The organism is Streptomyces lydicus, assembly GCF_000717345.1.
Taxonomy (GTDB): Bacteria; Actinomycetota; Actinomycetes; order Streptomycetales; family Streptomycetaceae; genus Streptomyces; species Streptomyces lydicus.
Window position 1 is genome coordinate 81,489 of the sequence record NZ_JNZA01000006.1, and the last position, 24,693, is coordinate 106,181.

General features: G+C 72.1%; 24 protein-coding genes. 17 read left to right on the top strand and 7 right to left on the bottom strand.

Annotated elements, in window-relative coordinates; genetic code table 11:
- Positions 1-121 precede the first annotated feature (121 nt).
- On the top strand, positions 122-1,018 hold the full coding sequence (locus OO62_RS06870) for a helix-turn-helix domain-containing protein (RefSeq protein WP_033266334.1): 897 nt from the start codon (positions 122-124) through the stop codon (positions 1,016-1,018).
- Positions 1,019-1,077: 59 nt separating this feature from the next.
- Here OO62_RS06870 and OO62_RS06875 read toward each other — a convergent pair whose 3' ends face one another.
- Complete coding sequence (locus OO62_RS06875) at positions 1,078-1,902, bottom strand: class I SAM-dependent methyltransferase (RefSeq protein ID WP_033266335.1); 825 nt, start codon at positions 1,900-1,902, stop codon at positions 1,078-1,080.
- A 164-nt stretch (positions 1,903-2,066) separates the two neighbouring features.
- On the opposite strand from OO62_RS06875, the gene mshA reads away from it, so the two are divergent.
- The 4 genes from mshA (at position 2,067) to OO62_RS06895 (ending at position 5,862) form a co-directional block, all read left to right on the top strand.
- Positions 2,067-3,437: a D-inositol-3-phosphate glycosyltransferase gene (gene mshA / locus OO62_RS06880; protein WP_033266336.1), complete on the top strand. Its 1,371-nt coding sequence runs from the start codon at positions 2,067-2,069 to the stop codon at positions 3,435-3,437.
- Positions 3,430-3,930: a type III secretion system chaperone family protein gene (locus OO62_RS06885; protein ID WP_033266337.1), complete on the top strand. Its 501-nt coding sequence runs from the start codon at positions 3,430-3,432 to the stop codon at positions 3,928-3,930. Before mshA ends, OO62_RS06885 begins: the two co-directional genes overlap by 8 nt.
- A gap of 88 nt (positions 3,931-4,018) precedes the next feature.
- Positions 4,019-4,957, top strand: coding sequence for an NAD(P)/FAD-dependent oxidoreductase (locus tag OO62_RS06890; protein ID WP_033266338.1), 939 nt, complete (start codon positions 4,019-4,021; stop codon positions 4,955-4,957).
- The gene (locus tag OO62_RS06895; RefSeq protein ID WP_078617048.1) at positions 4,954-5,862 is read left to right on the top strand and encodes a class I SAM-dependent methyltransferase; all 909 of its coding nucleotides are present in this window, start codon (positions 4,954-4,956) and stop codon (positions 5,860-5,862) included. Before OO62_RS06890 ends, OO62_RS06895 begins: the two co-directional genes overlap by 4 nt.
- Positions 5,863-5,920: 58 nt before the next feature.
- Here the strand turns inward: OO62_RS06895 and OO62_RS06900 are convergent, their stop codons facing one another.
- Entirely contained in the window at positions 5,921-7,276 is a 1,356-nt protein-coding gene (locus OO62_RS06900) for an alpha/beta hydrolase family protein (protein WP_228332509.1), read from the bottom strand.
- 659 nt (positions 7,277-7,935) lie between these two features.
- Between OO62_RS06900 and OO62_RS06905 the strand changes: the two genes are divergently transcribed.
- Positions 7,936-8,412, top strand: a complete 477-nt coding sequence (locus OO62_RS06905; RefSeq protein WP_129322846.1) for a hypothetical protein — start codon at positions 7,936-7,938, stop codon at positions 8,410-8,412.
- Between the two features lie 243 nt (positions 8,413-8,655).
- Here OO62_RS06905 and OO62_RS06910 read toward each other — a convergent pair whose 3' ends face one another.
- Entirely contained in the window at positions 8,656-8,946 is a 291-nt protein-coding gene (locus OO62_RS06910; RefSeq protein ID WP_033266340.1) for a hypothetical protein, read from the bottom strand.
- A 130-nt stretch (positions 8,947-9,076) separates the two neighbouring features.
- Here OO62_RS06910 and OO62_RS06915 point away from each other — a divergent pair, with 130 nt between their 5' ends.
- Entirely contained in the window at positions 9,077-10,324 is a 1,248-nt protein-coding gene (locus OO62_RS06915) for an NsdA family TPR-like regulatory protein (protein ID WP_033266341.1), read from the top strand.
- 91 nt (positions 10,325-10,415) lie between these two features.
- Here OO62_RS06915 and OO62_RS06920 read toward each other — a convergent pair whose 3' ends face one another.
- Positions 10,416-11,825 (bottom strand): MDR family MFS transporter, encoded by a 1,410-nt coding sequence (locus OO62_RS06920; RefSeq protein WP_033266342.1) that lies wholly within the window; start codon positions 11,823-11,825, stop codon positions 10,416-10,418.
- Between the two features lie 188 nt (positions 11,826-12,013).
- Here OO62_RS06920 and OO62_RS06925 point away from each other — a divergent pair, with 188 nt between their 5' ends.
- Positions 12,014-12,775: a phosphoglyceromutase gene (locus tag OO62_RS06925; RefSeq protein WP_033266343.1), complete on the top strand. Its 762-nt coding sequence runs from the start codon at positions 12,014-12,016 to the stop codon at positions 12,773-12,775.
- Between the two features lie 123 nt (positions 12,776-12,898).
- On the opposite strand, the gene OO62_RS06930 is transcribed toward OO62_RS06925, so the two are convergent.
- Positions 12,899-13,576 carry a GAP family protein gene (locus OO62_RS06930; protein ID WP_033266344.1) on the bottom strand — a complete coding sequence of 226 codons (678 nt, stop codon included), beginning with the start codon at positions 13,574-13,576 and terminating at the stop codon, positions 12,899-12,901.
- Positions 13,577-14,022: 446 nt separating this feature from the next.
- Here OO62_RS06930 and OO62_RS06935 point away from each other — a divergent pair, with 446 nt between their 5' ends.
- The 6 genes from OO62_RS06935 to OO62_RS06960 all read left to right on the top strand — a co-directional run bounded on the left by OO62_RS06935 (position 14,023) and on the right by OO62_RS06960 (position 18,918).
- Complete coding sequence (locus tag OO62_RS06935; protein ID WP_228332510.1) at positions 14,023-14,496, top strand: hypothetical protein; 474 nt, start codon at positions 14,023-14,025, stop codon at positions 14,494-14,496.
- A 125-nt stretch (positions 14,497-14,621) separates the two neighbouring features.
- A complete protein-coding gene (locus OO62_RS06940; protein ID WP_051732819.1) occupies positions 14,622-15,977 on the top strand; it encodes a Dyp-type peroxidase in 1,356 nt (451 codons plus the stop codon).
- A 56-nt stretch (positions 15,978-16,033) separates the two neighbouring features.
- The gene (locus OO62_RS06945) at positions 16,034-17,224 is read left to right on the top strand and encodes a catalase family protein (protein WP_051732821.1); all 1,191 of its coding nucleotides are present in this window, start codon (positions 16,034-16,036) and stop codon (positions 17,222-17,224) included.
- Positions 17,225-17,333: 109 nt separating this feature from the next.
- Positions 17,334-18,074: a class I SAM-dependent DNA methyltransferase gene (locus tag OO62_RS06950; protein WP_033266345.1), complete on the top strand. Its 741-nt coding sequence runs from the start codon at positions 17,334-17,336 to the stop codon at positions 18,072-18,074.
- Positions 18,075-18,185: 111 nt separating this feature from the next.
- On the top strand, positions 18,186-18,566 hold the full coding sequence (locus OO62_RS06955; RefSeq protein WP_033266346.1) for a TraR/DksA family transcriptional regulator: 381 nt from the start codon (positions 18,186-18,188) through the stop codon (positions 18,564-18,566).
- Positions 18,567-18,669: 103 nt separating this feature from the next.
- Complete coding sequence (locus OO62_RS06960) at positions 18,670-18,918, top strand: SCO4226 family nickel-binding protein (protein ID WP_033266443.1); 249 nt, start codon at positions 18,670-18,672, stop codon at positions 18,916-18,918.
- Between the two features lie 425 nt (positions 18,919-19,343).
- Here the strand turns inward: OO62_RS06960 and phoU are convergent, their stop codons facing one another.
- Positions 19,344-20,021: a phosphate signaling complex protein PhoU gene (gene phoU / locus OO62_RS06965; protein WP_033266347.1), complete on the bottom strand. Its 678-nt coding sequence runs from the start codon at positions 20,019-20,021 to the stop codon at positions 19,344-19,346.
- Positions 20,022-20,487: 466 nt separating this feature from the next.
- Between phoU and phoR the strand changes: the two genes are divergently transcribed.
- Both phoR and phoP read left to right on the top strand, forming a co-directional pair.
- A complete protein-coding gene (gene phoR / locus OO62_RS06970; protein ID WP_033266348.1) occupies positions 20,488-21,756 on the top strand; it encodes a two-component system sensor histidine kinase PhoR in 1,269 nt (422 codons plus the stop codon).
- Positions 21,757-21,761: 5 nt separating this feature from the next.
- Positions 21,762-22,433, top strand: coding sequence for a two-component system response regulator PhoP (gene phoP, locus OO62_RS06975; RefSeq protein ID WP_466755907.1), 672 nt, complete (start codon positions 21,762-21,764; stop codon positions 22,431-22,433).
- Positions 22,434-22,538: 105 nt separating this feature from the next.
- Here the strand turns inward: phoP and OO62_RS06980 are convergent, their stop codons facing one another.
- Positions 22,539-23,183 carry a copper chaperone PCu(A)C domain-containing protein gene (locus OO62_RS06980; protein ID WP_033266350.1) on the bottom strand — a complete coding sequence of 215 codons (645 nt, stop codon included), beginning with the start codon at positions 23,181-23,183 and terminating at the stop codon, positions 22,539-22,541.
- A gap of 816 nt (positions 23,184-23,999) precedes the next feature.
- Here OO62_RS06980 and OO62_RS06985 point away from each other — a divergent pair.
- Entirely contained in the window at positions 24,000-24,482 is a 483-nt protein-coding gene (locus OO62_RS06985) for a CarD family transcriptional regulator (RefSeq protein ID WP_003953493.1), read from the top strand.
- The last annotated feature ends 211 nt before the right edge of the window (positions 24,483-24,693 follow it).

The window sequence follows — 24,693 nt, forward strand, 5'->3', positions numbered from 1 at the left end:
GCCTGGTCGGGCGCCCCGGGTGTGCGCACCACCCTGCGGCGCCCGCGGGGAGCGGACCAGGCCCGTCGCAGCCTGGGTCCGGCGGAACCACCCGACCGGCGGGCCGCCGCATACTGGACGGATGCTGCACGCGGAAATCGAGATCAGCTCGTTCCTCAAGGCGCGCCGCGCCGCGCTCGACCCGGCCGACCTCGGCCTGCCCGGCGGGGTCACCCGGCGGCGGGTGCGTGGCCTGCGGCGCGAGGAGGTCGCCCAGCTCGCCGGCATCAGCGTCGACTACTACACCCGGATCGAACAGGGCCGGGCGCACGCCATCTCCGACTCGGTGCTCGACGCGATCGCGCGGGCGCTGCGGCTGACCGCGGGTGAGGTGACGTATCTGCGCAACATCGCCGTGCCGCGGCGGCGCGGCGCGGCGGACTGCTGCGCCCCCGGCGCCGTCCCCGGCCAGACCGTGCGCCCCGAGATCCGGCAGCTGCTGGACGCGATGGAGAGCACCGTGCCGGCCCTCGTCGTCGGCCGTGGCCTGGACATCCTGGCGTGGAACCGGCTCGGCGGCCGGGTCGCCTTCGACCTGGAGGCCGTCGCCCCGGACCGGCGGAACACCGCGCTGCTGGTGTTCCTCGACCCGGCGGCCCGGGCGCTGCACCCGGAGTGGGAGGACAAGGCCGAGGAGGTCGTCGGCAACCTGCGTGCCGAGAGCGGCCGGCACCCCGAGGACCCGCGCATCTGCGAGGTGGTCAACGAACTGCTGGTGCGCAGTGCGGACTTCAAGCGGCTGTGGGCGGCGCAGTCGGTGCACGAGTGCCTGCGCGGCACCAAGCGGATCCTGCATCCGGACGTCGGCGAGCTCGTCATCACCTTCGAGAGCTTCCGGCTGGGCGCCGACGAGGACCAGGCCCTGGTGACGTACAGCGCCCCGCGCGGTTCGGAGACGGAGCGCCGGCTGCGGGAGCTGGCGGCCCTGCCGGAGGTGACCACGGCCCGGGCCGGGGCCGCCCCGGCCGGCGTGGCCTAGCGGGAGGTCCGGGCGGGCGCCGGGTGGGCGCCGCATCGTGGCGGCGGGGCGCCGGCGCGCTATCCCCGTGGGGCCAGCGCCTCCCAGCGCACGGTGACCTCGCCCTGGCGCCGCCGCCGCGGGTCGCCGGCCAGCGGCCAGTCGGTGGCCAGCGCCGCCACCGCCGCGCGCCACCGCTGGCGGGCGCCGAGCGCGCCCAGGGGGGCGGCCGCGGCCCAGGCACGGTCGAAGTCCCGCAGGAAGGCGTGCACCGGCTCGCCCGGCACATTGCGGTGAATGAGCGCCTTGGGAAGGCGTTCGGCCAGGTCGGAGGGGGTGTGCAGGGAGCCGAGCCGGGCCGCGAAGGTGACCGTACGGGGTCCTTCGGGGCCGAGCGCGACCCAGACGTGCCGCCGGCCGATCTCGTCGCAGGTGCCCTCCACCAGCAGCCCGCCCGGCGCCAGGCGTGCGCACAGCCGCCGCCAGACCGCGGTCACCTCGTTCTCGTCGTACTGCCGCAGCACGTTCGCCGCCCGGATGAGGACCGGTGCCCGGCCGCGCGCGCCCGGCAGCGGCACCTCGAAGCCGCCGTGCAGGAAGTCCAGCCCCGGCCTGCCGTACGGGCGGGCCGCCTCGACCCGCGCCGGGTCGATCTCGACGCCGACCACGCGGGCGTCCGGCCGGACGGTGCGCAGCCGGCCCAGCAGCTCCACCGCGGTCCAGGGCGCGGCGCCGTAGCCGAGGTCGACCGCGACGGGGTCGGCGGCGCGGCGCAGTTCGGCGCCGTGTTCGGCGGCTATCCAGCGGTCCATGCGGCGCAGCCGGTTGGGGTTGGTGGTGCCCCGGGTGGCGTTGCCGACGGGCCGGGACGGCGCGGCGGGGACGGACGAGGGGCGGCGGGGCATGGCTTCGAGAGTATGGGGTCGGCGGCCGGACCCCGCACCCGAGCGCCGGCCGCAGGTCACGCTTTGGCAAAGTACCCGGACGGCGCGCCGTACGGAAATGGATGGCCGGGGTCGGTTGTTGCAGGGGTTCGGGGCGTGCCGGCCCCGGTAGGAGGTAGCTCGACGTGAGCCCATATGTGTCCCGGCTCCGCAGCCGTCCCCATGGCCCGTTCCCGGGGCCTTCCCGGCTGCGCCTGCCCGGCGGCGCGCGCCGCCCCCGGCGGGTGGCGATGCTGAGCGTGCACACCTCCCCGCTGCACCAGCCGGGCACCGGCGACGCCGGCGGCATGAACGTGTACATCGTCGAGCTGGCCCGCAAGCTCGCCTCGCTCAACATCGAGGTGGAGATCTTCACCCGCGCCACCACCGGCACCCTCCCGCCCGCCGTCGAGCTCGCCCCCGGCGTCCTCGTACGGCATGTGGACGCCGGCCCGTACGAGGGCCTGGCCAAGGAGGAGCTGCCCGCCCAGCTGTGCGCCTTCACGCACGGCGTGATGCAGGCGTGGGCCGGCCACCGCCCGGGCTACTACGACCTGGTGCACTCCCACTACTGGCTCTCCGGGCACGTCGGCTGGCTGGCCGCCGAGCGCTGGGGCGTCCCGCTGGTGCACGCCATGCACACGATGGCGAAGGTCAAGAACGCCGCGCTGGCCGTCGGTGACACCCCCGAGCCGGCCGCCCGCGTCATCGGCGAGACCCAGGTCGTGCGGGCCTCGGACCGCCTGATAGCCAACACCGCCGAGGAGGCCGAGGAGCTCGTACGGCACTACGAGGCGGAGCGCGACAAGGTCGCCGTCGTCCACCCCGGCGTCAACCTCGACCGCTTCCGGCCCTCGGGCGGCGAGGTCCCCGAGAGCCGGGCCGCGGCCCGCGCCCGCCTGGGGCTGCCGCAGGACGCGGTGATCCCGCTCTTCGCCGGGCGGATACAGCCGCTCAAGGCCCCCGACATCCTGCTGCGCGCGGTGGCCGCCCTGCTGGCCGAGGACCCCTCGCTGCGCTCCCGGCTGGTCGTGCCCGTGGTCGGCGGACCCAGCGGCAGCGGTCTGGCCAAGCCCGAGGGCCTGCAGAAGCTGGCCGCCCGGCTCGGCATCGCGGACCTGGTGCAGTTCCGCCCGCCGGTCGGTCAGGAGCAGCTCGCCGACTGGTACCGCGCCGCGTCCGTGCTGGTCATGCCCTCGTACAGCGAGTCCTTCGGGCTGGTGGCCATCGAGGCGCAGGCGTGCGGGACGCCGGTCGTGGCGGCCGCGGTCGGCGGCCTGCCGGTGGCCGTGCGCGACGGCGTCAGCGGCTTCCTGGTCGCCGGCCACGACCCGGCCGACTACGCCCGCGCCCTGCGGCGGTTCGTCGACGACCCGGCGCTCGCCACCCGTATGGGCACCGACGCCGCCCGGCACGCCCAGTCGTTCGGCTGGGACACCGCCGCCGCCGCGACCGGCGAGGTCTACACCGCGGCGATGCAGGAGCGGCGGCGTCACCTACGATCGGCGCATGGCTGACGATCCGCGACAGGTGATCGAGACGGCGCTGGACGACGCGGGTCTCGCATGGGAATCCCCCTCCGACGGCGCGTACGTCGTCACGCTGCCGGGCACCCGCAAACTCTCCACGACCTGCTCCCTCCGCGTCGGCAGGCACTCCCTCTCCGTCAACGCCTTCGTCGTGCGCCGCCCCGACGAGAACCACGAGGCGGTGCACCGCTGGCTCCTCGAACGCAACACCCGCCTCTACGGCGTCAGTTACGCGATCGACAAGCTCGGCGACATCTACCTCGTCGGCAAGCTCCCGCTCGCCGCCGTCACCCCCGACGAGCTCGACCGGCTGCTCGGCACCGTCCTGGAGAACGCCGACGGCAGCTTCAACACCCTCCTGGAGATGGGCTTCGCCGGCGCCATCCGCAAGGAGTACGCCTGGCGGGTCTCGCGCGGGGAGTCCACCCGCAACCTGGCGGCGTTCGAGCGCCTGACGCGGGACGACGCCCCCGAGGCGTAGCCTCCCTCGGCCCTGTTGCGGAAACGGCAACAAGGTTTGCCTCCTTCTTCCTCCTGGGCGCATCGTCGGCGCCAGGAGGTGGTCAACGATGGAGGAAGACGCACCGGACGTACTGGTCGTCGGGGCCGGGGCCGCCGGGCTGAACGCCGCGCTCGTCCTGGCCAGGGTCCGCCGCCGGGTGCTGGTGGCCGGCTGGGGCGAACCGCGCAACGCGCCCGCGGAGCAGGTGCACGGGTTCCTCTCCCGGGACGGCATGCCCCCGGCGGAACTCCTCGCCGCGGGACGCGCGGAGGTCGAGCGGTACGGCGGCCGGGTCGTCACGGGCGAGGTCCGCGCACTGCGCCGCGGCACCGGCCAGGAGGGCGGCTTCGAGGCCGACCTGGCCGGCCGCACGGTCCGGGCCCGGCGGGTGATCGTGGCGACCGGGATGCACGACGAGCTGCCCGACCTGCCCGGTCTGCGGGAGCACTGGGCACGCGAGGTGCTGCACTGCCCGTACTGCCACGGCTGGGAGGTCCGCGACCGGCCGCTCGGCGTGCTCGCCCCGGCCGGACACGAGCAGCGGGCGGTCCACCAGGCGCTGCTGGTCCGGCAGTTGACGGACGACGTGGTGTTCTTCGGCGAGGCGCCGGACGACACCGCCCGCGCCGCACTGACCGCCAGCGGCGTACGGATCGAGGCCCGCGCGGCCACCGGCCTGGTGGCCGAGGACGGCGCGCTGCGCGGCGTACGGCTGGCCGACGGGAGCGTCGTGCCGCGCGCCGCGCTCTTCGTGCCCGCCCGGCCGGTGCCCCACGACGCGCTGCTCACCGCCCTGGGCTGCGAACGGGACGCGTCGGGCCTGGTCCCTGTCGACCCCGCCGGCCGGACCGGCGTGCCGGGGGTGTGGGCGGCCGGCAACGTCGTCGACCCCACCGCCCAGGTGGTCGTCGCGGCCGCTGCCGGGGACCGGGCGGCCCGCGCGGTGAACCTGGACCTGATCGAGGAAGACCTGACGGAGAACGGACGACGGGAGCAGCAGCGATGACCGGAACCCCGCACACGCACCGGCACGGCAACCACACGCACCCCCAGGACCACAACCACGGCCACGACGACGACTTCGACTGGTCCGCGATGGCCGACCTGCTGGAACTGGAGGGCGAGACCCACAGCCCCTACGTCCGCCAGGCCCTGGCGGAACTCACCCACCTGACCCCGCGCCGCGTCCTCGACATCGGCAGCGGCCCGGGCGTCGCGGCCTGCCGGATGGCCGAGGTCTTCCCGCAGGCCGAGGTCACCGCGGTGGACGGCACGCCGGAGCTGCTGGCCCGCGCCGAGGAACGGGCCGCCCGGCTCGGCGTACGGCTGCGGACCCGGCTGGCCGAGTTCCCCGCGGAACTCGACGGCCTGGGCCCGGCGGACCTGGTGTGGACCGGGCAGGTCGTGCACCACGTCGGCGACCAGCAGGAGGCGCTGCGCCGGCTGGCCGGGCTGCTGACGCCCGGCGGTGTGCTGGCCGTCGTCGAGGGCGGGCTGCCGCCCCGCTGGCTGCCCCGCGACCTCGGCTTCGGCCGCCCCGGCCTGCAGGAACGGCTCGACGCGGCGCAGGCCGACCGCTTCAGCCGGATGCGCGCCGAACTGCCCGGCTCGGTGCCGGTGGTCGAGGACTGGCCCGGCATGCTGCGGACCGCGGGACTCACCGGCGTACGGAGCAGGACGTTCCTCATCGACCACCCCGCACCGCAGGCCCCGGGGCCGGAAAGCCCCGTACGGCTCTCGGCGCGGCAGTCCCTGGAGCGCTACCGCAACGGCCTTGCCGACCAGCTGGACGACGAGGACCTGCGGACCCTCGACCGGCTCCTGGACCCGGCCGACCCGGCGGGCGTCGACCGGCGCCCGGACCTGTTCCTGCTGACCGCGAAGACCGTGCACTTCGGCACCGCGGCCTGACCACGGCACGCGCGGGGGTGGCCGGCCGGCCACCCCCGCACCCTTTCCCCGCCGCCCCCTACGGCTCGACCCGCAGCTCCGGATACCGCCCCGGCAGCCCGGCCGGTAGCCCGTCGCCCCGCCCCCGCAGCCACCGGTCGAAGAACGCCGCGACACAGGCCCGCTCCGCCGCGATCGCCCGCGCCGGACGCACCGTCCCGACCGTCTCCACCACGCCCTTCCGCGGCAGGTGCAAGTCCCGTGCCAGCTGCGGAATCAGCGCCTGCGCGTCGGTGAAACCGGCGTGCCGGCCGCCGCGCAGGGTCAGATCCCGCAACCAGGTGCCCCGGCTGTGCCGCCACACCGCGTCCCAGGACGCCACCGTGTGACGGGTGTCCCCCTCCGACCCCATCAGCAGCAACGGCCGGTCCACGCCGTCGCGCCCGACCGTCGACGGGTTCGACGGATCGTCATCCCGCTGGGTGTAACCCATCACCCCGTCCATGTTCACCGCGGCCCTGATCCGCGGGTCGTCGTGCATCGCCTGCGCCGCCGTGAACCCACCGGCCGACTGGCCGAACATCCCCGTCCGGCGCAGGTCCAGCGCGTCCCGCAGCCCGGCCGGCAGCGGGGAGCGGTCCCCCCGCTTCGCCAACTCGTCCAGTACGAACCGGGTATCGGCCACCCGCACCCCGCTGACCTTCCGCAGCAGCTGCGTGATCCGTCCGGCCTTCTGCGCCTTGGTCAGCTCCGCCCGCATCACACTGCGCGCCACCCGCCCGCCCGGGAACTCCACGGCCGGCGCCTCATACGTGTGGTCGACGGTCACCACCGCGTATCCGCGGGAGGCCAGGTCGTCGCAGAGCGTGCTGCCGAACGAGCGGGGGTCCCCGGCGCCGGGGGAGTAGAGCACCACCGGGAGCCGCCCGGCCGCCACCGGCGCGCCCTCGTGCGCGGCGGTGAGCGTGGCCCCCCACGCGACCTTCCCCCGCGGCACCAGCTCCCCGAAGTTGTTCAGCGCGTCGAACGCGGTGGCCTCGCGCGCCGACATCTGCGGTGCGCGCGGGTACCGCCGCGCCTCGGCCCGCGCCGGATACCGGACGCTGACCATCAGCTCCCGGCGCGCCCGTCCGCCGACCCACGGGTCGGGCCGCCCGCGGTCCACCAGACGGAGCGAGACCGTACCGACGGGATACCGCCCGCCGGGCACCGGCAGCGTCAGCCGCACCGGCTGCCTGCCGGTGGCCGCCGCATGCGACGGACCGGACGCCGACCCGCCCGCCCGCGCCGCGTCCGGCGCACACCCCGCCAGTGCCGGCGCCGCGACCAGCGCCCCCGCCAGCACCAGCGCCCCGGCCAGCACCTCCCGCCGCGCCCCGCGATCCCCCGCACCCTCCGCCATGACGCACTCCCCGTCGTCCTCGCAGGTCACCATCACGGCCCCGTCGGCCGCCCCTCCAGCCTCACGGCCCCGCCGCCCCGGATCGACCGTGCCACCTCCCCAACTGAGGGTGTGGCCAGCACGAACCCCGTCAGCGCTTGCCTGTGGAGGCTCGGGTGCTCTCGATGGTGGGGTTAGCGGCCCCCGTGCCTGGCCCGGCTGGGGGTCGACACCGCCAGGGACGCCGCCTTCGCCCAGTGTTGGCCACGTCGTGGCTGAGATCGGGGGGTAATCACTCGGGTGAGCGATGGGGAATGAGCCGTGGCTCTGGGGCAGGTGCCCGGGGTCCGCTGCCTCCGGTGGGCTGGCTGAGAGGGAAAAGGCGTCAGACAGGTGGAACGCGGGACGGGGGGTGACGCCTGGTGGCTGCTGCGCGGGCCCCTGGCTTTTGTGCTGGACGGAAGCGATGAGGCGATCTTTTCGCTGCCTTGGTGGGTTTCCGGCCATCGGGTGGTGTTCGAGTGAGGGCGGACGCGGCTGCGGACAGGTTGTTCCTGCGGGCGCCCGTTGCCCGTCCGCCGCGCGGTCGCCGGCGGCCCTTCACAGGGTGGGCTGCTTGGGCAGGCTGTCGCGCCGGGGGTGGACTTTCCGGCGGTCGTGGCGCGCGTCCAGGCCCATCGTTTGTGTTCGTCGACTCCGCGAGAGGATCCCTCATGTCGGTCCGAAAGTCGTCTCTTCCCATGCTCTTGGGCGCTTCGTTGCTGGTCGCCGGTGCGCTGTCGACGTCGGCCACTACGGCCAGCGCGGCGCCGGTGCCGGGGGCGGCGAAAGTCTGTTCCATCGAGGACTTCCGCACGGATGACGGTATGAAGCAGATGAGCTCAAAGGTTGAGTTGTGCGCGTTCTCTGACGGTGAGAAGTTGCAGTGGGGGCTGGCATCGGCGAGGTGCTTCATCTCAAACCCGTTCTCTCCGTGGAGTGAGCTCCCCGAGTGCAGCGTGATGTCGTCGTATCTACTCAGCGTGTCCAAGGACGGCGTCCCGTTGGATGTAAGGGAGCTGCGCTACGCGGGACCTGGCACCTACCGCTTCACTGTGCACCTGCAAGTCAAAGGCCAGTCGTCGAGCGGTGACGTCGACACCTGGGTCGACGGTAAGCCCACGTACACGCTGAACCTCACCACGTCGTAGGAAACGACGAGCCCGTCCTGTCGGGGACAGTACCCACAACGGATGCGGGAGCGGCTAGAGGTGCCGTCCTCCAGAGCTGATCGGCCTCCTCGGAGTAGCTCATCACTGGGCGATGCAGACAGGCACCGCACAGTGATGGGCGCGCTGCCACACTCAGCGAGTGAGGCTCCCGCATTGATCTTCAAGTCAGCCTCCGCTACCCAGCGGACCACCTCTGATGCTCAGCCGGGCCAACTCAACCCCTCACTCCACCTGCGCCGAGACCCCCGCGCCCCGCGCCTGCGCCACCCGCACGGCGTCCCGCAGGGCCGCACTCAGCTGCACCGACAGAAACCGCAACTGCCGCGCGTCGGCCGCCGGATCGTCGATCAGCACCCGCGCGTGCTCCAGCAGCCCGAGCCCCATCCCGAGCTGTAACGCCTCGACCTCATCGGCGTACCGCGAGAGAAACCCGCCGTCGTCGTCCGTGAACAGGTAACAGGGCTTCCCACCGGGAGCGGTCCAGGGGAGAAGGCGGGGGGAACGGTCCGTCACGGCGGCCTGCTTTCTTCGGGTAGGGCTGCCCGGACCGTGCGCGGTCGCGGGCGTTGTCGTGCCCGACCCTCCCGCCGATCGCCCGCCGTTCCCATCCCAAGTCCCTATAGGACCGCCCTATATTGGAGGCATGGGTGACTTTGCTACGGACCTGTGGTCCCACCCTCGGCTCACCACGGCCGTTGCCGAAGAGGACTGGGGTGCGGTCTTCCGCACGTACCGACGGCTCACGGGCATCAGCCAGATGAAGCTCGGCGAGCGCGTCGGCCTCGTCCAGCCCGATGTGTCCGAGATCGAGCGCGGGCGACGCCGAGTCACCTCCGTCGAGGTGCGGCAACGCATCATCGCGGGTCTCGGAATCCCTCCGGAGCGGCTGCCGGCCGCAGCGGTCACGGAACCGCTGCCGGTGCCCGGCCTGGCGTTCTCCGGCACCGCTCCCGACGAGGACCTGTTGGCACGGGTCACCAACGCGGTGGACGGCGCGCACCGCGTCGACGGCGCGACGCTGGACTGGCTCGACCGGCTGCTGGCCGAACACCGCAGGGCTGAGGACTTCATCGGCTCCCGGCCGCTCGTCGAGGTGATGAGCCAGCAACTCCGCTCGGTGGTCAACCTCTACGCGAGCGCTCGCGGCCCGTTGGCGGAACGTGTCGTACGGCTCGCAGCCGAGCACGCCCAGTTCCTCGCGTGGATGGCGCAGGACCAGGGGCAGTCGGCTGCCGCACTGGCGTGGTACGACCGCTCCCACGAATGGGCGCTGGAGGCCGGGGACGCCGACATGGCCGCCACCACGCTCAGCATGAAGGCTCACATGGCCTGGTCCGGCGGCCGCGGCGTGCGGTGTGTACGGCTCGCGGAAGCCGCCCGCTGGTCCGCTCCCGCCACCTCACTGGGCGTACGGGGCATGGCCGCCCAGATGCAGGCACGCGGCCATGCGCTCAACCACGCCCCCGACGAGGCCCGTCGACTGCTGGACGAGGCACAGGACCTGATCAGCCGTGCCGCCGAGCGCCCGGAGGACGAGCCGCCGTGGATGTACTTCTACGACGAGACGTGGTTCACCCTCCAGCGCGGCATGGCCGCCATGCACCTGGGCGACTGGGCCGAAGCCACCCGCCACCTCACCACGGGCCTAGGCGCTCTCCCGGACCACTACCGGCGCGACCTCACCTGGTACCGCGCCTGCCTCGCGCACGCCCACGCGGCAGCGGGGGAGGCGGAACAAGCCTTCGCCGCGGCCCTGGCAAGCGCCCCTGCCGCCTTGGACATCGGCCGGCCCCACGCGTGGAACGAACTGCACACCACGGCCGCGACGCTCCTGCGCCGAGGAGCCCCTGAGGGCCACCGGCTGACGGACGCCCTCAAGCAGTACGACTGAACCGCCCGGCCCCGCCGCGCCCCCGTGGCCTTGGCGTACGCCATCCGTTCCCGTACCTGCGGCTGCGCTCGACGGGTTTTCGGGCCGCCCGTCACGCGCCCGTTCCACCCGGCGCGGAGGCCGACACAGGGTCCGCCCCCTGCGCGGACACAGGCTCGGACACAGACGCAGGCGCAGACGCGGACGCAGGCGCAGGCGCAGACGCAGACGCGGACGCAGGCGCAGGCTCGGCCGAAGCGTCCACCACCACCTCCGTCCGCCCCGGCAGGCTCCGCAGCAGCAGCCCGTAGCCCAGGGCCGCCACCGTGCCCACCGCCGCGCAGCCCGCCCAGAGCACGTCCGCGCCGTAGTGGTCGATGACCGTGCCGCCGAGCAGCGGGGCGGCCAGGGAGGCGACGGACCAGGACAGCGAGTACATGCCCTGGTAGCGGCCGCGCCCGTGGAGGGGGGAGAGGCGGACCACCAGGCCCATCTGGGTGGGGGAGTTGATGATTTCGCCGAGGGTCCACACGACGACGGCGAGCGCGTACATGGCCACCGAGCCGGCCAGCGCGGTCAGCCCGAAGCCGTACCCGGCGAGCAGGGCCGAGCCGATGAGGAGCATGGCGGGGCTGCGGTGCTCGATGAAGCGGGTGACCGGGATCTGGAGCAGGACGACGAGGACGCCGTTGACCGCGATCACGGTGCCGAAGTCGGCGCTGGAGAAGCCGTCCTGACCCATCGACACCGGCATGGACACGTACGCCTGCTGGAAGATCAGCGCCAGCAGCAGGTTGAGGCCGACGACGGTCATGAAGCGGCCGTCGCGCACCACGGTGCGCATGGAGACGGCGGCGGGGCCGGAGCCGCCGGCGTCCCGGTCGTCGCCCGCCGTCACCGTCGCGGCCGGGCGGGACTCGGGCAGCTTGAAGAAGACGACCAGGGCGCAGGCCAGTACGAGCGTCGACTCACCGAGGAAGAGGGCCAGGTAGCCGTGCTGGGCGATGAGTCCGGCAGCGGTGGAGGAGACCGCGAAGCCGAGGTTGATCGCCCAGTAGTTCAGGGCGAAGGCGCGGACCCGGTCCTCGGGGGCGACGATGTCCGCCATCATCGCCTGCACGGCGGGGCGGGAGGCGTTGGTCGCCATGCCGACCACGCCCGCGACGGCCGCGATCGCGACCGGGTCCGTCATGAAGCCGAGCAGTGCCACGGACGCCGCCGTCGACAACTGCGCGACGAGCATCGTGGGCCGGCGGCCGAGCCGGTCGGTCAGCACCCCGGCGCCCACGGACGAGATCACCCCGCCGAGGCCGTAGAGCGCGCCGACCAGACCCGCGTACGAGGCGGAGTGGCCGCGCTCGACGGTCAGGTAGAGGGCCAGGAACGTGGCGACGAAGGCACCCAGCCGGTTGATCAGGGTGCTGGTCCACAGCCACCAGAACTGGCGGGGGAGGCCGGAGACGCTCTCCAGCGCGGCGCGTCTGAGGCGGGCGGGACCGCGACTTGGCGTGGATGCGGACATGACATTTCCCCCGTGAACGGTGTGCGTGGAGCGTGGGCTCCATGTAAGTGGTGAAGGCGGTGATCACACCCTACTTACCGATCGGCTGCCGCCGCTACCGAATTGACGGAAACCGTCAAACCTCGCCGGGATGCCCAGGTCATGGACCCGCGCCGGGCCGGTTCCGGAATTGGATTACGCTCGACGCCATGGCCGACGCACCGTACAAGCTGATCCTCCTCCGCCACGGCGAGAGCGAGTGGAATGCGAAGAACCTGTTCACCGGCTGGGTGGACGTCAACCTCAACGAGAAGGGCGAGAAGGAGGCGGTCCGCGGCGGAGAGCTGCTCAAGGGCGCCGGCCTGCTCCCCGACGTAGTGCACACCTCCCTCCAGAAGCGCGCCATCCGCACCGCGCAGCTGGCCCTGGAGTCCGCTGACCGGCACTGGATCCCCGTCCACCGCAGCTGGCGGCTGAACGAGCGCCACTACGGCGCCCTCCAGGGCAAGGACAAGGCGCAGACCCTGGCCGAGTTCGGCGAGGAGCAGTTCATGCTCTGGCGCCGCTCGTACGACACCCCGCCGCCCCCGCTCGACGACGACTCGGAGTTCTCGCAGGCGCACGACGCGCGCTACGCGACGATCCCGCCGGAGCTGCGCCCGCGGACCGAGTGCCTCAAGGACGTCGTCCACCGCATGCTCCCGTACTGGTACGACGGCATCGTCCCCGACCTCCTCACCGGCCGCACGGTCCTGGTCGCCGCCCACGGCAACAGCCTGCGCGCCCTGGTCAAGCACCTCGACGGCATCTCCGACGCCGACATCGCGGGCCTGAACATCCCCACCGGCATCCCGCTCTCCTACGAGCTCGACGCCGACTTCCGCCCGGTCAATCCCGGCGGCACCTACCTCGACCCGGAGGCCGCCAAGGCCGCCATCGAGGCAGTGAAGAACCAGGGCAAGAAGAAGTAAGCCCGTACGCGTAAGCCCCCTACCTGCGGTTTTCCCGCGAGTAGGGGGCTCGCTCGTGCGCCGTGGCCGACGCCGGGCTCTGGTGCTTGATCGGGCCCCCGCCGGCCCGCGTGGGCACGCCGGTCAGGAGACGAGCACGGAGATGCCGTCGCCGAGCAGCTTCAGTCCGAGAACGAAGAACAGGACCGCCATCACGGCGACATTGTGCCGGGCTGCCCAGTCCTTCCAACCGGCGAGCGTGGCCTTCGCCCGCTCACCTCCCACCAGGAAGACCCCCAGCGGGGTCAGCAGACCGAGGGTGGCGATCAGCACGAAGATCGCCAGCGAGGCGATCTGCTGCCCGACCGGCAGTCCGGCTGAGCCGATCGCAGCGCCCGCGGCAATGGTCAGCGGGGCGTTCTTGGCGTTGAGCGCGGCCAGGGCCAGTCCGAGTCCGAAGACCTTGACCGGCGCGAGGCGGTCGATCGCGCCCATCCACTTCGGCAGCTGAGCCTGCGAGGGATCCGCCGGGCGCCGGTGCCACTGCCGGGCACCGAAGAGGAGGAGGAAGACCCCCAGAGCGAGTTTGAGGGCTCCCACCCAGGTGGCGGGGTGAGAGTGGGCCGAGGCCCCCGCGGGGGAGGCGATCGTCAGCATCACCGCGCCCAGTGCCGACAGCCCCAGGATCCAGCCGACGGTGAAGAGCACTCCGTTGAGCCGTCCCCGCGGCGTCGCGAGGAGGAGGATGACGGCGATGATCGGGAGCGGGCTGATCGCGACGCCGGCCGCAAGGCCCAGCACGTCACCGAGAACGTTGCCCATGGTTGCCTCCACGGAGCGGCGGGGAACGCGCTGGGGCACGGCAGACAGGCCGCGCCACGGCTGGCTTCGAGGCCACGCGGAGCTTGCTGCCCGGGGACGTGACGACGTTGTACACGGACCGCCTCTTCCATCTTCCTGCGCCCCTGCGGATCTGTCCTCGGAAGTTCCGCGGGGAGCGAGGACCCGGCCCTGCTGCCGTTGCGCACCCGCCTCGGAGCCGAAGATGCGAGGCGGCGTGTGCCGGGGCCAGGATGGTGAAGTGAGGGCGCCCGCGCCCCAGGTACGGACGTTTGGGCGACCGTCGCACCCATCTGCGGCAGGAGGACCTTGCGATGACTGCGACAGGTGCAACCCAGCCGGCTCACCCTGAGCACCCGGGCAGGACGGATGGGGTCTCTAACGAGTTCACCGTTTTCACCAAGATCAAGCCGGGCGAGGCCGATGCATTGCGCAAGGATCTTACCTGGCTCGCCGACGCGGCGAATGACGAGAATGTCCATGCGGCGCTGCGCCAGATCGGCACCCTGCATGACGCACGGCACGTGATCTTCGACAACGACACCAGGTTCATGTTCGCCAGCGTCTTCGACGGCTCCTGGGACACCTACATCGACGACTTCGCCAAGACAGTGGTCGGGGAACGCTTCGACAAGGTCTTCTCCCACAGCGAAGGGTTCCCCGGTATCAAAGATCCAGGGGTCAAGGACTGGTTCCTCGCCCACCAGGAGCCCGCGGGCGTCTTCGTCAGCGCCTATCCCGAGCTGACCGTTCAGCAGATCTACAAGGACCAGCGCGTCGACGACGCGTTCCAGGAGGTGCTGGACACCCCCGAGTTCCGGGCGGCCCTGGACAACCCGGCCAACGAGCAGTTGGTGGCCACACCGGCCTTCCAGAAGCTGCTGGAGGAGGCTGCGGCCTAGAACCCCGGGCAGCACCGGCCTCCTCGGAGCCGGCCCGGCTCCGGTGGTCCGCGTCGGCCGGCCGGCGGCGGGCCGGCCCCCTGCGGGGCTGCCCGGCAGAGACCGACGTGGAGGCACGAGCGATCATGGACACCACGGCAAGCAACAGCGCCACCGGCGTGCACGTCGAGATCGACGACGTGCAGAGCGGGGCACTGCGCCCACGGCCCGTGCCGTACGAAGGCAAGTTCGTCTTCTTGCGCGTCGATGACCGCCACGCCGGGCGCGCCCTGCTGCGGCGGCTGCTCCCGGTCACGGCGGGGGGGGGGCTGCCCGATGTCGACCCGAGCCGGGACGCCTGGGTGGCTGTGGCGTTCACCTACCAGGGGCTGCGGGCACTGGGGGTGCCTCAGGAGTCGCTGGACAGTTTTCCGCGGGCGTTCCGCGAGGGTATGGCCGCTCGGGCGGAGCGGATCGGCGACGTGGGCGAGAGCGCCCCGGACCACTGGGAGACCCCGTTCGGCACGGGCGACGTACACATCGCGTTGAGCGCCCTCTCCTCCGACGCGGCGCAGCTGGAAAGGGAGTTGGAGCGGGCCCGCGTCGCTTACGAGGACACGCCCGGCGTCCAGGTGATCTGGCAGCAGGAGGTCAAGCAGCTCCCGACCGGCCGCACCACCTTCGGCTTCCGCGACGGCATCAGCCATCCGAACATCGAGGGCGTGGGCCTGCCCGGCTCCAACCCGCAGGAAGCCCCCATCAAGGCCGGCGAGTTCATCCTCGGCTACCCCGACGAGACCGGCAGCCTGCCGCCCATGCCCAGCCCCGACGTGCTGGGGCGCAACGGCACCTACGTGGCCGTGCGCAAGATCCACACCAACGTGGCGGCCTGGCGCCGGTTTCTGCGCGCGAACACCTCCAGCGCCCAGGAAGAGGCGCTCCTGGCGGCGAAGATGGTCGGCCGCTGGCCCAGCGGGGCGCCCCTGACACTGTCGCCGGAGCACGACGACCCGGAGCTGGCGGCCGATCCGCACCGCGTCAACAACTTCCTGTACCGGGAGAACGACGATCGCGGGTTCCGGTGCCCCGCCGGTGCGCACGTCCGGCGCACCAACCCCCGCGATGCCACGATCATCGGCGACGCGCGGATGCACCGCCTCATCCGCCGCGGCACCACCTACGGTCCGCCGCTCCCGGAGGGCGTGCTGGAGGACGACGGCGCCGAGCGGGGCCTGGTCGGCGTCTTCATCGGCGCCCATCTGGAACGGCAATTCGAATTCATCAAGGCCGAGTGGGTCAACGACGGCAACTTCATCGGCCGCCCCGGCGAGAAGGACCCGGTGGCCGGACATCACGACGGGACCGGCAGCGTCACCATCCCCGAGAAACCGGTCCGGCGCCGCCTGCAGAACCTGCCCGGCTTCGTGGTCACCCGCGGCGGCGAGTACTGCTTTCTGCCGGGTCTGCGTGCCCTGCGCTGGCTCGCCGAATTGGCGGACTGAAGGCAATCCCTACGCCCCGAGGCTCCACCCCGGCCCTCCGAGAAGAGGTCGACGTCATGGCAACACATTTCGTCCGCTACACGCCGGACGTCGAAGTCGATGAGCCGCATTTCGACGAAAACCTACAGACGGTGATCGAGAAGACCGAGCGCTACATCACCGAGTCGGTGACGGCCGGCGGCACCGGCCAGGCCCTCCGCGACGCCCACGCCAAGGGCTACGGGCTGGTCCGGGCGGAGGTGGAGATTCTGGACGGCCTTCCCGCCGAATACGCCCAAGGAATCTATGCGACTCCGGGAACCCACGAGGCGCTCATCCGCTTTTCCAACGGATCGCCGCACGCCGGCGCCGATGCGCGACTGGGCAGCGCCACCGGACTGGCGCTGAAAATTTTCGGTATCGCCGGCCCGACCCTGCTGGAAGACGAACCGGACACCGGAACGTTCGACTATGCCAACATCAATGCCCCGATTTTCTTCTGCAATACGGTCGAGCACTACCTGTTCATCCAGGAACTGTTCCTGGACGCGCCGTCCTACTTCTCCCAGGGCCGACCCGGCGCGCACCGCTTCTTCGCCGACTTCGTGACCGGAAAGGGAACGCTGGCCCAGGAAGACTGGGCATGGGACGAGTTCCTGGCCTTCCTCCGCCTCTCCAAGATCCCCCCGGTCAACGTACTGCTGTCGAGCTACTGGACGATGGGCGCGGTCAGGCACGGGGACCACATCGCCAAAGTGCGCATCGCGCCCGACCCGCACTCCGCAGCCGCGGTGGTCCGGCGCGCCATCGACCCGGCCTCCGCGCCGGAGGTCTTCCGTCCGGCGCTGCAGGCCGAGCTGCAGGAGCGGCCCTACGCCTTCGACATCCAGGTCCAGCTCTGCACCGACCTGCGGCGCATGCCGGTGGAGGACACCACGGTGGAGTGGCCCGAGGAACTCTCCCCGTCCGTGACCGTGGCCAGGCTGCGGCTGCCGCAGCAGGACATCTCCAGCCCGGAAAACCTGGAGAAGATGGACGCGCTGTCCTTCACGCCCTGGCGGGTCACCGCCGAGCACGCGCCCCTGGGCAACATCATGCGGGCCCGCAAGGAGGTCTACCGGCGGTCCTCCCTCGCGCGCCACCAGCTCAACCAGCAGCCGCGCACGGAGCCGCACAGTGCCGACCAAGTGCTCGGCCCGGCCCCGCGGCGCGACGAGGCATCAGCCAGGGCGGCCGGCCCGCCCGGCCCGATGACGTCCCCGGCCTGACCACTCCACCGGCGCGCCACCCCTCCCACAGCCGCCGGAGCCCCCCGTCGGCGGCCGATCCCCGGAAAATCGCGCGCGCCGGCCCGGCCGTGGGCGCTACCGTCCCGGGATGCCTGATGAGGACGGTTACTTCGGAGAGAGCGTCGCGGCAAGGTACGACGAGTCGTCGGCGGACATGTTCGGACCGGACGCGGTGGACCCGGCGGTCGAGGTGCTGGCCGGGCTCGCCGGCGACGGCCGGGCGCTGGAACTCGGCATCGGCACCGGCCGGATCGCGCTGCCGCTGGCCGGCCGCGGCGTCCCCGTGCACGGCATCGACATGTCCCGGGCCATGGTGGCGCGCCTGCGGGCCAAGCCCGGCGGGGACCGCATCGGCGTGACGATCGGCGACTTCGCCACGACCCGGGTGGCGGGCACGTTCGCCGTCAGCTACCTCGTCTTCAACACGATCAACAACCTGACGACGCAGGACGCCCAGGTCGACTGCTTCCGCAACGCCGCCGCCCATCTGCGGCCCGGCGGCTGCTTCGTCATCGAGGTGGGGGTCCCGGAACTGCGCCGCCTGCCGCCCGGGCAGACCGCCGTGCCGTTCCACATCAGCCCCACCAAGTGGGCGTTCGACACCTTCGACGTCGTCACCCAGGCCATGAGCTCCCACTACGTCACGATCGTCGACGGACGCGCCGAGCACTCCTCCGTTCCGTTCCGGTACGTGTGGCCGTCCGAACTGGACCTGATGGCGCGCCTGGCCGGGCTGCGGCTGCGCAGCCGCTGGGAGGACTGGACGGGGGCACCGTTCACCGGTGAGAGCCGCCGGCACGTCTCGGTCTGGGAGAAGCCCGCCAACTGACCGCGCGCGTAGGGCTCCGGCCGCGGCCACGGGCCGGGGCGGCGGCCGGAAGCGGGCCCGCCGCGCGCGGAATGCGGATCAGGGCGCCGGCGTTGCCAGAGGGTGAGCGATATGTCCCGGGATGCCGCGTACGGCCCGGCCGAGGCCGCCGCGGTCCGCGCGCGGCTGGCCGCCGAGCGGGCGGACACGACCGCGCAGATCGCCGCGCTGGGCCGCGACTTCGACGTGATCGTCGAGGCGAACGCCCTGGTCGCGGTGGACGACGAGCACGACCCCGAGGGGTCGAGCACCGCCTTCGAGCGGGCCCATGTCGCCGCGCTGCTGGCGCAGGCCCACGACCATCTCGCCGCGCTGGACCGGGCGGAGGAACGCCTGGCACGCGGGGTCTACGGGCGGTGCGAGGCGTGCGGCGACCCGATCCCCGCGGAGCGCCTGGAGGTGCGCCCGGCGGCGAGCACCTGTGTGCGCTGCGCCGCCACCCGCCCCCGCTGACCGCACCCGCACCCGCCACGGACCGGTCCCTGGATGCGGTCGGCGCGGGCCGGTGCAGCATGGAAGAGGGGGCCGCCCCTTCTGCAACCTGGAGATGAGCTCGATGCCCAAGTTCATGGACGTCCACCACGGAATGACGGGCCTCAGCCCCGACGACATCAAGGCGGCACACCAGGCCGACCTCGCCATCCAGAGCGAGGAGGGCGTGACCTTCGAGCACGCCTGGGCCGACACCGACTCCGGCGATGTGTTCTGCCTGTCGGACGCCCCCTCGGCAGGGGCCGTGCAACGCATCCACGAACGGGCCGGCCACCGGGCCGACGAGATCCACCCGCTGACGGTCTCCCTGTGACCTGCGGTCGGTTATCCCTTGGCCCGACCGGGCGGCAGACACGCCGGCCCCGGCCGGAGGGTCGGGAAGACCGTCCGGCCGGGGCCGCGGTGGAGCAGTGGCGCCGTGCCGTAGGAAGCCGCCGAAACCGCTAGCAGCCGCCGCCGCACTGGCACGGCCCGCCCGACTGGCAGCCGCAGCTGCAGCCGGGGCCGCAGGAACAGCCGGACATCTCGACGGGCGCCGGGGCGCCTGACGCCGCGGGCTTGAGGGAGTCCGCCATGGGTGCCATCCATTGCCTCCTAGGGGTCACCGGGTGTCCAAGGGGTCACCTGACGCCCATTGCAAGCCCGGGCGGCAAGGCGCGTCAACGGCGCGTGGAGGCACACGTCAACGGCGCACGGTCGCTCACCGAGCGGACCCGCGCCGCTCTCCCGCCCCCGCCGTCAGCTGCCGTCGACCGCCGTCGGCGGGGCGATCTCGTCGGCGTGCTCACCGGTCACCAGGTAGACGACCCGCTTGGCCACGGAGACCGCGTGATCGGCGAACCGCTCGTAGTAGCGGCCCAGCAGCGTCACGTCCACGGCGGTCTCGATGCCGTGCTTCCAGCGGTCGTCCATCAGGTGCTGGAACAGCGCGCGGTGCAGCAGGTCCATGGCGTCGTCGTCGTGCTCCAGCTGCAGCGCGAGCTCGACGTCCTTGGTGATGATGACCTCGGCGGCCTTCGCCATCAGGCGCTGCGCCAGCTGCCCCATCTCCAGGATGGTGGCGTGCAGATCGCGCGGCACGGCCGTCTCCGGGAAGCGCAGCCGGGCCAGCTTGGCCACGTGCTGGGCCAGGTCGCCCGAGCGCTCCAGGTCGGCGCTCATCCGCAGCGAGGTGACGACGATCCGCAGGTCGGTGGCGACCGGCTGCTGCCGGGCCAGCAGGGCGATCGCCCGGGCCTCCAGGTCCCGCTGGAGGTCGTCGACCTTCTCGTCGGCGGCGATGACGTTCTCGGCCAGCTTGAGATCCGCGTCGAGTATCGCCGTGGTGGCGCGCCCGATCGCGGAGCCGACGAGCCGGGCCATCTCGACCAGGCCCTCGCCGATCGAATCCAGCTCCTCGTGGTACGCGTCCCGCATCTGTGACCTTCTCTCGCGTCGAGTGTGGTGTGGGGTGGTGGGGGAGGGGAAACGGGGTGCACGATGACCTGTGCCCACGCTCTCACGGTCCGTGCCCGCGCGGCCCGTGTCCCGGAAGCGCGGTGCCCCGCGGCCGGAGCGGAAACGATCCGTCACCCGCACCCTCACCTTGCGGCCGGATCGCGTCCTGCGGTGCCACCCGGGGTGAACCGGCACCGACGTGAAGGTGAACTCTGGGCGACGCGGTCACCGCGCCGGGGCGGCCACCACGGTTCACCGGCCGTGCACCGGAGCCGCGGGGCGCGCGCACCGGTCGCCCCAAGGCCCTCGGCCGGGCGGCGGCGCGCCCCTTCCCGGCCTCCGGAGTGAACCGGCGCGGACGCCACGGTGAACTCTGGGCGACGGCTGTTCGAGCAGCGCCCCGCGAGGCTGGGGAAGTGTCCGAACCGGCACATACTCTGGACTCATGAACGTGGACGCGGCCGTTGCCGCAGTGGCAGCGATCGCCGGGTTGTGCACCGGCGTCTTCGCCATGCTGGCGTTCCGCTGGAGCGAGCGCGACCAGGCCAAGCCCACCCGTACCTCCCTGCACACCGACGCCGTCCTGCCGCCCGGTGTCGACACCGTCCTGTCGGTGCTGCGGTCCTCCGCCGTCGTCCTCGACGAGGCCGACTCCGTCGTCAAGGCCAGCTCCGCGGCGTACGCCCTCGGCCTGGTCCGCGGCGGCAAGCTCGCCGTCGAGCCCATGATGCAGATGGCCCGCGACACCCGCAGGGACGGCGAGATACGCCAGGTCGAACTGGACCTCCCGCGCCGCGGCACGGGCCGCGGCGATGCGCTGGCGGTCTCCGCCAGAGTCGCCCCGCTGGGCTCCCGGCTCGTCCTGCTGCTGGTCGAGGACCTCACCGAGGCCCGCCGGATAGAGGCGGTCCGCCGCGACTTCGTCGCCAACGTCAGCCATGAGCTCAAGACGCCCGTCGGCGCGCTCTCGCTGCTGTCCGAGGCCGTGATGGACGCCAGCGACGACCCCGAGGCCGTCACCCGCTTCGCCGGCCGCATGCAGAACGAGGCCACCCGCCTCACCAGCCTCGTCCAGGAGCTCATCGACCTCTCCCGGGTCCAGAACGACGACCCCCTGGAGGACGCCGAGCCGGTCCGGGTCGACGAACTGGTCGCCGAGGCGGTGGACCGCTGCCGCCAGCAGGCCGGCGCGAAGCAGATCACCATGGCCGCCGGAGGCACCGCCGACCTCAGCGTCTGGGGCAACCGCGGCCAGCTCGCGGCGGCCCTCGGCAACCTCGTCGAGAACGCCGTCAACTACTCCCCGGCGCGCACCCGCGTCGGGATCGCCGCCCGCCGGGTGGCGGCACCCGGCGGTGACCTGATCGAACTCTCGGTGACCGACCAGGGCATCGGGATATCCGAAAAGGACCGGGACCGCATCTTCGAGCGGTTCTACCGCGTGGACCCGGCGCGCTCGCGCGCCACCGGCGGGACCGGCCTCGGCCTCGCCATCGTCAAGCACGTGGCCGCCTCGCACGGCGGGGAGGTCACGGTGTGGAGCGCTGAGGGACAGGGCTCCACCTTCACCCTGCGTCTCCCGGAAGCCGGGGCCGTACGCGACCGTGAACGGCCCGCGGACCTGTCAGCGGAGGGCCTCGACGACGAGGACCGTCCGTACGAGACCTTCAACGATCCGCTCCCTGCTCACCCAGCCCCGGAGGTCCTTCCGTGACCCGAGTGCTTGTCGTCGAGGACGAGGAATCGTTCAGCGACGCACTGTCGTACATGCTCCGCAAGGAGGGTTTCGAGGTCGCCATCGCGGCAACGGGCCCCGACGGACTGGACGAGTTCGAGCGCAACGGCGCCGACCTCGTCCTCCTGGACCTGATGCTGCCCGGCCTGCCCGGCACCGAGGTCTGCCGCCAGCTGCGCGGCCGCTCCAACGTCCCGGTCATCATGGTGACCGCCAAGGACAGCGAGATCGACAAGGTCGTCGGCCTGGAGATAGGAGCCGACGACTACGTCACCAAGCCCTTCTCCTCCCGCGAACTGGTCGCCCGCATCCGCGCCGTGCTGCGCCGCCGCGGCGAGCCGGAGGAGGTGACCCCGCAGGCCCTGGAGGCCGGACCGGTCCGGATGGACGTGGACCGGCACGTCGTCACGGTCGCCGGCGGCAAGGTCGACCTGCCGCTGAAGGAGTTCGACCTCCTGGAGATGCTGCTGCGCAACGCCGGCCGCGTGCTGACCCGTATGCAGCTCATCGACCGGGTCTGGGGCGCCGACTACGTGGGCGACACCAAGACCCTCGACGTGCACGTCAAGCGGCTGCGCGCCAAGATCGAGCCCGACCCGGGCGCCCCGCGCTACCTCGTCACGGTCCGCGGCCTGGGCTACAAGTTCGAGCCGTAGACCGGCCCGGGCGGCCCGCCGCCCGGCAGGCGCCCGCTGGTGCGCCGCATACGCCTCAGGGGCGCCTCTCCGGACCGGAGGGGCGCCCCTGAGGCGTACGGACGGTCAGTGGCCGGCGTGCGCGCCGCCACCGGGCTTGCCCGTGGAGGACGGGGAAGCGGTGCCGGACGGCGTGCCGGACTCCGAGGGCTTGGCGGAGCCGGACGGCGTGGCCGAGCCGGACGGCTGCGGGAGCTGCGAGGGTCCGAAGCCCTGGAAGTAGCTCGTGGCCGGGACGACGTAGGCGTTCACCTTCACCTTGCCGGCGGAGCTGAGCGTGAAGGTCAGCGGCTGGATGTTGCCGTCCTGGACGGCCTCCCGGCCGCTCGTGAGGACGGCCGAGGCGTTGCCCTTGCCGCCGAGCACGACGGAGCCGCCGGCCGGCACGGTGATCGGGCCCGAGCCGCCGCCGGCCGGCGTCAGCTTGGCCGACTGGCCGGTGCCGTCGACGTCGATCGCGGTCAGCTTCTGGTCCTTGGCGCCGTTGTTGTACACCGTCGCGGCCACCACGGCCGGGCCCTTGGCGTTCACATCGGGCTGGGTGATGACATTCGAGTTCTGGATCTTGATGTCACCGACGGACGTCGCGGCGTTGTCCGGCTTGACCTGAAGCGTCTGGGCGTCGTTGCCGGCCGCACAGGCGGACAGCGAGACGACCGAGAGCGAAAGGACGGTGGCGGCGAGGACGCCGCGTCGAAGGCTGCGGCTCACGGCGGCGGCATCTCCTTGACGAGCTACGGCGGCCGAACGTTCGTGCCCGGTCGCGGATGGACGGCTGGGGCGGCCCTGCGTACGCGTCATGACGACGGGTGCGTAAAGCCGCCCTAAGGGTGTGTCAGCGCCGCTAGGTTACCGAGCCGTCCCCGCGCCGCCGCACCCGACCCGCCCCCAGCGCGATCACGGCCCCGTCGCCGCCGTCCCGGCGCGGTTTCCCGGGCGGGCCCGCGAGGTCACCCGCCGCACGGCACCGCACGGAAAACCGACTCAAGAGTTCATGATCATTAAAGGAAGACGGAGAGCCGGAAGAACCGCCCGGAAGAAGTGGACGGGAACGGCCACCGAGAACGCGCCGACGGGAACGCACCCGGATATTTCGCGGGTGTCCGTTCGGGTGTTGGCGCACCCGTTTCCGCCTGCGGTTTCCCCCGGTGAAAAACAGTATTCGCAGAGAATGTGAAGGCCCGACGGAATTGATCACACCCTTCGGTGGTCCGGTGGTGATCAATTCGGGAATCGACCCCGAGAGGGGCGCGAGCAGCCGAACGGAGTAGCGGAACTCGCTCAAGCGGATCCGTGCAAAACGGGACGTTCGGCCTGTCGATCATGACCTTCCCGGTGTGTGACGGGCACGTTTCCGGCCGCCCGCGAAGCCCCTCCGACCTGCGAATACCCGCCCTCAAGGGCCCCTCGAAGCACGTCGCAGCCAGAGTTGTCAAGCCCCGAGATATGCCCTGACCTGCGAAAACGCCATTCAGAACGGTCCGTTCCCGTGTTAGCATGGATAGCCACGGAAGGGGTACCTGTCACATGACGTTCAAGGTTGGCGACACCGTGGTCTATCCCCATCACGGGGCCGCGCTGATCGAGGCCATCGAAACTCGCCAGATCAAAGGCGTGGACAAGACCTACTTGGTGCTGAAGGTCGCCCAGGGCGACTTGACTGTTCGTGTGCCAGCGGACAATGCGGAGTTCGTCGGCGTACGCGACGTGGTTGGTCAGGACGGGCTGGACCGGGTCTTCGAGGTGCTTCGTGCACCGTATGCCGAAGAGCCGACGAACTGGTCCCGTCGCTACAAGGCAAATCTCGAGAAGCTCGCTTCCGGCGATGTGATCAAGGTCGCCGAAGTAGTGCGCGACCTGTGGCGGCGTGAGCGCGAGCGCGGACTCTCCGCCGGTGAGAAGAGGATGCTCGCAAAGGCCCGCCAGATTCTGGTGAGCGAACTCGCCCTCGCGGAGAACACCAACGAGGACAAGGCCGAGGCCCTGCTCGACGAGGTTCTCGCGTCCTGACGCTGCTGCGCGCCGGTCATGGGACACACCCCCGCACCCGACGCCAGTGACGACGTAGCAATGCCGCGGTGCCCGAGTGACGCCCCTCCCACACGGAGGGGTCTGTTGCCGGGCGCTGCGGCATATCTGCGGGTAAGGCGGCCCGCCGGGATCGACGAGGACGCCTACTGACTGTGGCGTGCCGGGCCCGGGCAGCTGCCTCGACCGATGT

Bases quoted from the DNA above. Each gene is read 5' to 3' on its own strand.
- OO62_RS06870 (WP_033266334.1), top strand. From the start codon at position 122: ATGCTGCACGCGGAAATCGAGATCAGCTCGTTCCTCAAGGCGCGCCGC.
- OO62_RS06875 (WP_033266335.1), bottom strand. From the start codon at position 1,902: ATGCCCCGCCGCCCCTCGTCCGTCCCCGCCGCGCCGTCCCGGCCCGTC.
- OO62_RS06885 (WP_033266337.1), top strand. From the start codon at position 3,430: ATGGCTGACGATCCGCGACAGGTGATCGAGACGGCGCTGGACGACGCG.
- OO62_RS06890 (WP_033266338.1), top strand. From the start codon at position 4,019: ATGGAGGAAGACGCACCGGACGTACTGGTCGTCGGGGCCGGGGCCGCC.
- OO62_RS06895 (WP_078617048.1), top strand. From the start codon at position 4,954: ATGACCGGAACCCCGCACACGCACCGGCACGGCAACCACACGCACCCC.
- OO62_RS06900 (WP_228332509.1), bottom strand. From the start codon at position 7,276: ATGGTGACCTGCGAGGACGACGGGGAGTGCGTCATGGCGGAGGGTGCG.
- OO62_RS06905 (WP_129322846.1), top strand. From the start codon at position 7,936: ATGTCGGTCCGAAAGTCGTCTCTTCCCATGCTCTTGGGCGCTTCGTTG.
- OO62_RS06915 (WP_033266341.1), top strand. From the start codon at position 9,077: ATGGGTGACTTTGCTACGGACCTGTGGTCCCACCCTCGGCTCACCACG.
- OO62_RS06920 (WP_033266342.1), bottom strand. From the start codon at position 11,825: ATGTCCGCATCCACGCCAAGTCGCGGTCCCGCCCGCCTCAGACGCGCC.
- OO62_RS06925 (WP_033266343.1), top strand. From the start codon at position 12,014: ATGGCCGACGCACCGTACAAGCTGATCCTCCTCCGCCACGGCGAGAGC.
- OO62_RS06930 (WP_033266344.1), bottom strand. From the start codon at position 13,576: ATGGGCAACGTTCTCGGTGACGTGCTGGGCCTTGCGGCCGGCGTCGCG.
- OO62_RS06940 (WP_051732819.1), top strand. From the start codon at position 14,622: ATGGACACCACGGCAAGCAACAGCGCCACCGGCGTGCACGTCGAGATC.
- OO62_RS06945 (WP_051732821.1), top strand. From the start codon at position 16,034: ATGGCAACACATTTCGTCCGCTACACGCCGGACGTCGAAGTCGATGAG.
- OO62_RS06950 (WP_033266345.1), top strand. From the start codon at position 17,334: ATGCCTGATGAGGACGGTTACTTCGGAGAGAGCGTCGCGGCAAGGTAC.
- OO62_RS06955 (WP_033266346.1), top strand. From the start codon at position 18,186: ATGTCCCGGGATGCCGCGTACGGCCCGGCCGAGGCCGCCGCGGTCCGC.
- OO62_RS06960 (WP_033266443.1), top strand. From the start codon at position 18,670: ATGCCCAAGTTCATGGACGTCCACCACGGAATGACGGGCCTCAGCCCC.
- phoU (WP_033266347.1), bottom strand. From the start codon at position 20,021: ATGCGGGACGCGTACCACGAGGAGCTGGATTCGATCGGCGAGGGCCTG.
- phoR (WP_033266348.1), top strand. From the start codon at position 20,488: ATGAACGTGGACGCGGCCGTTGCCGCAGTGGCAGCGATCGCCGGGTTG.
- OO62_RS06985 (WP_003953493.1), top strand. From the start codon at position 24,000: ATGACGTTCAAGGTTGGCGACACCGTGGTCTATCCCCATCACGGGGCC.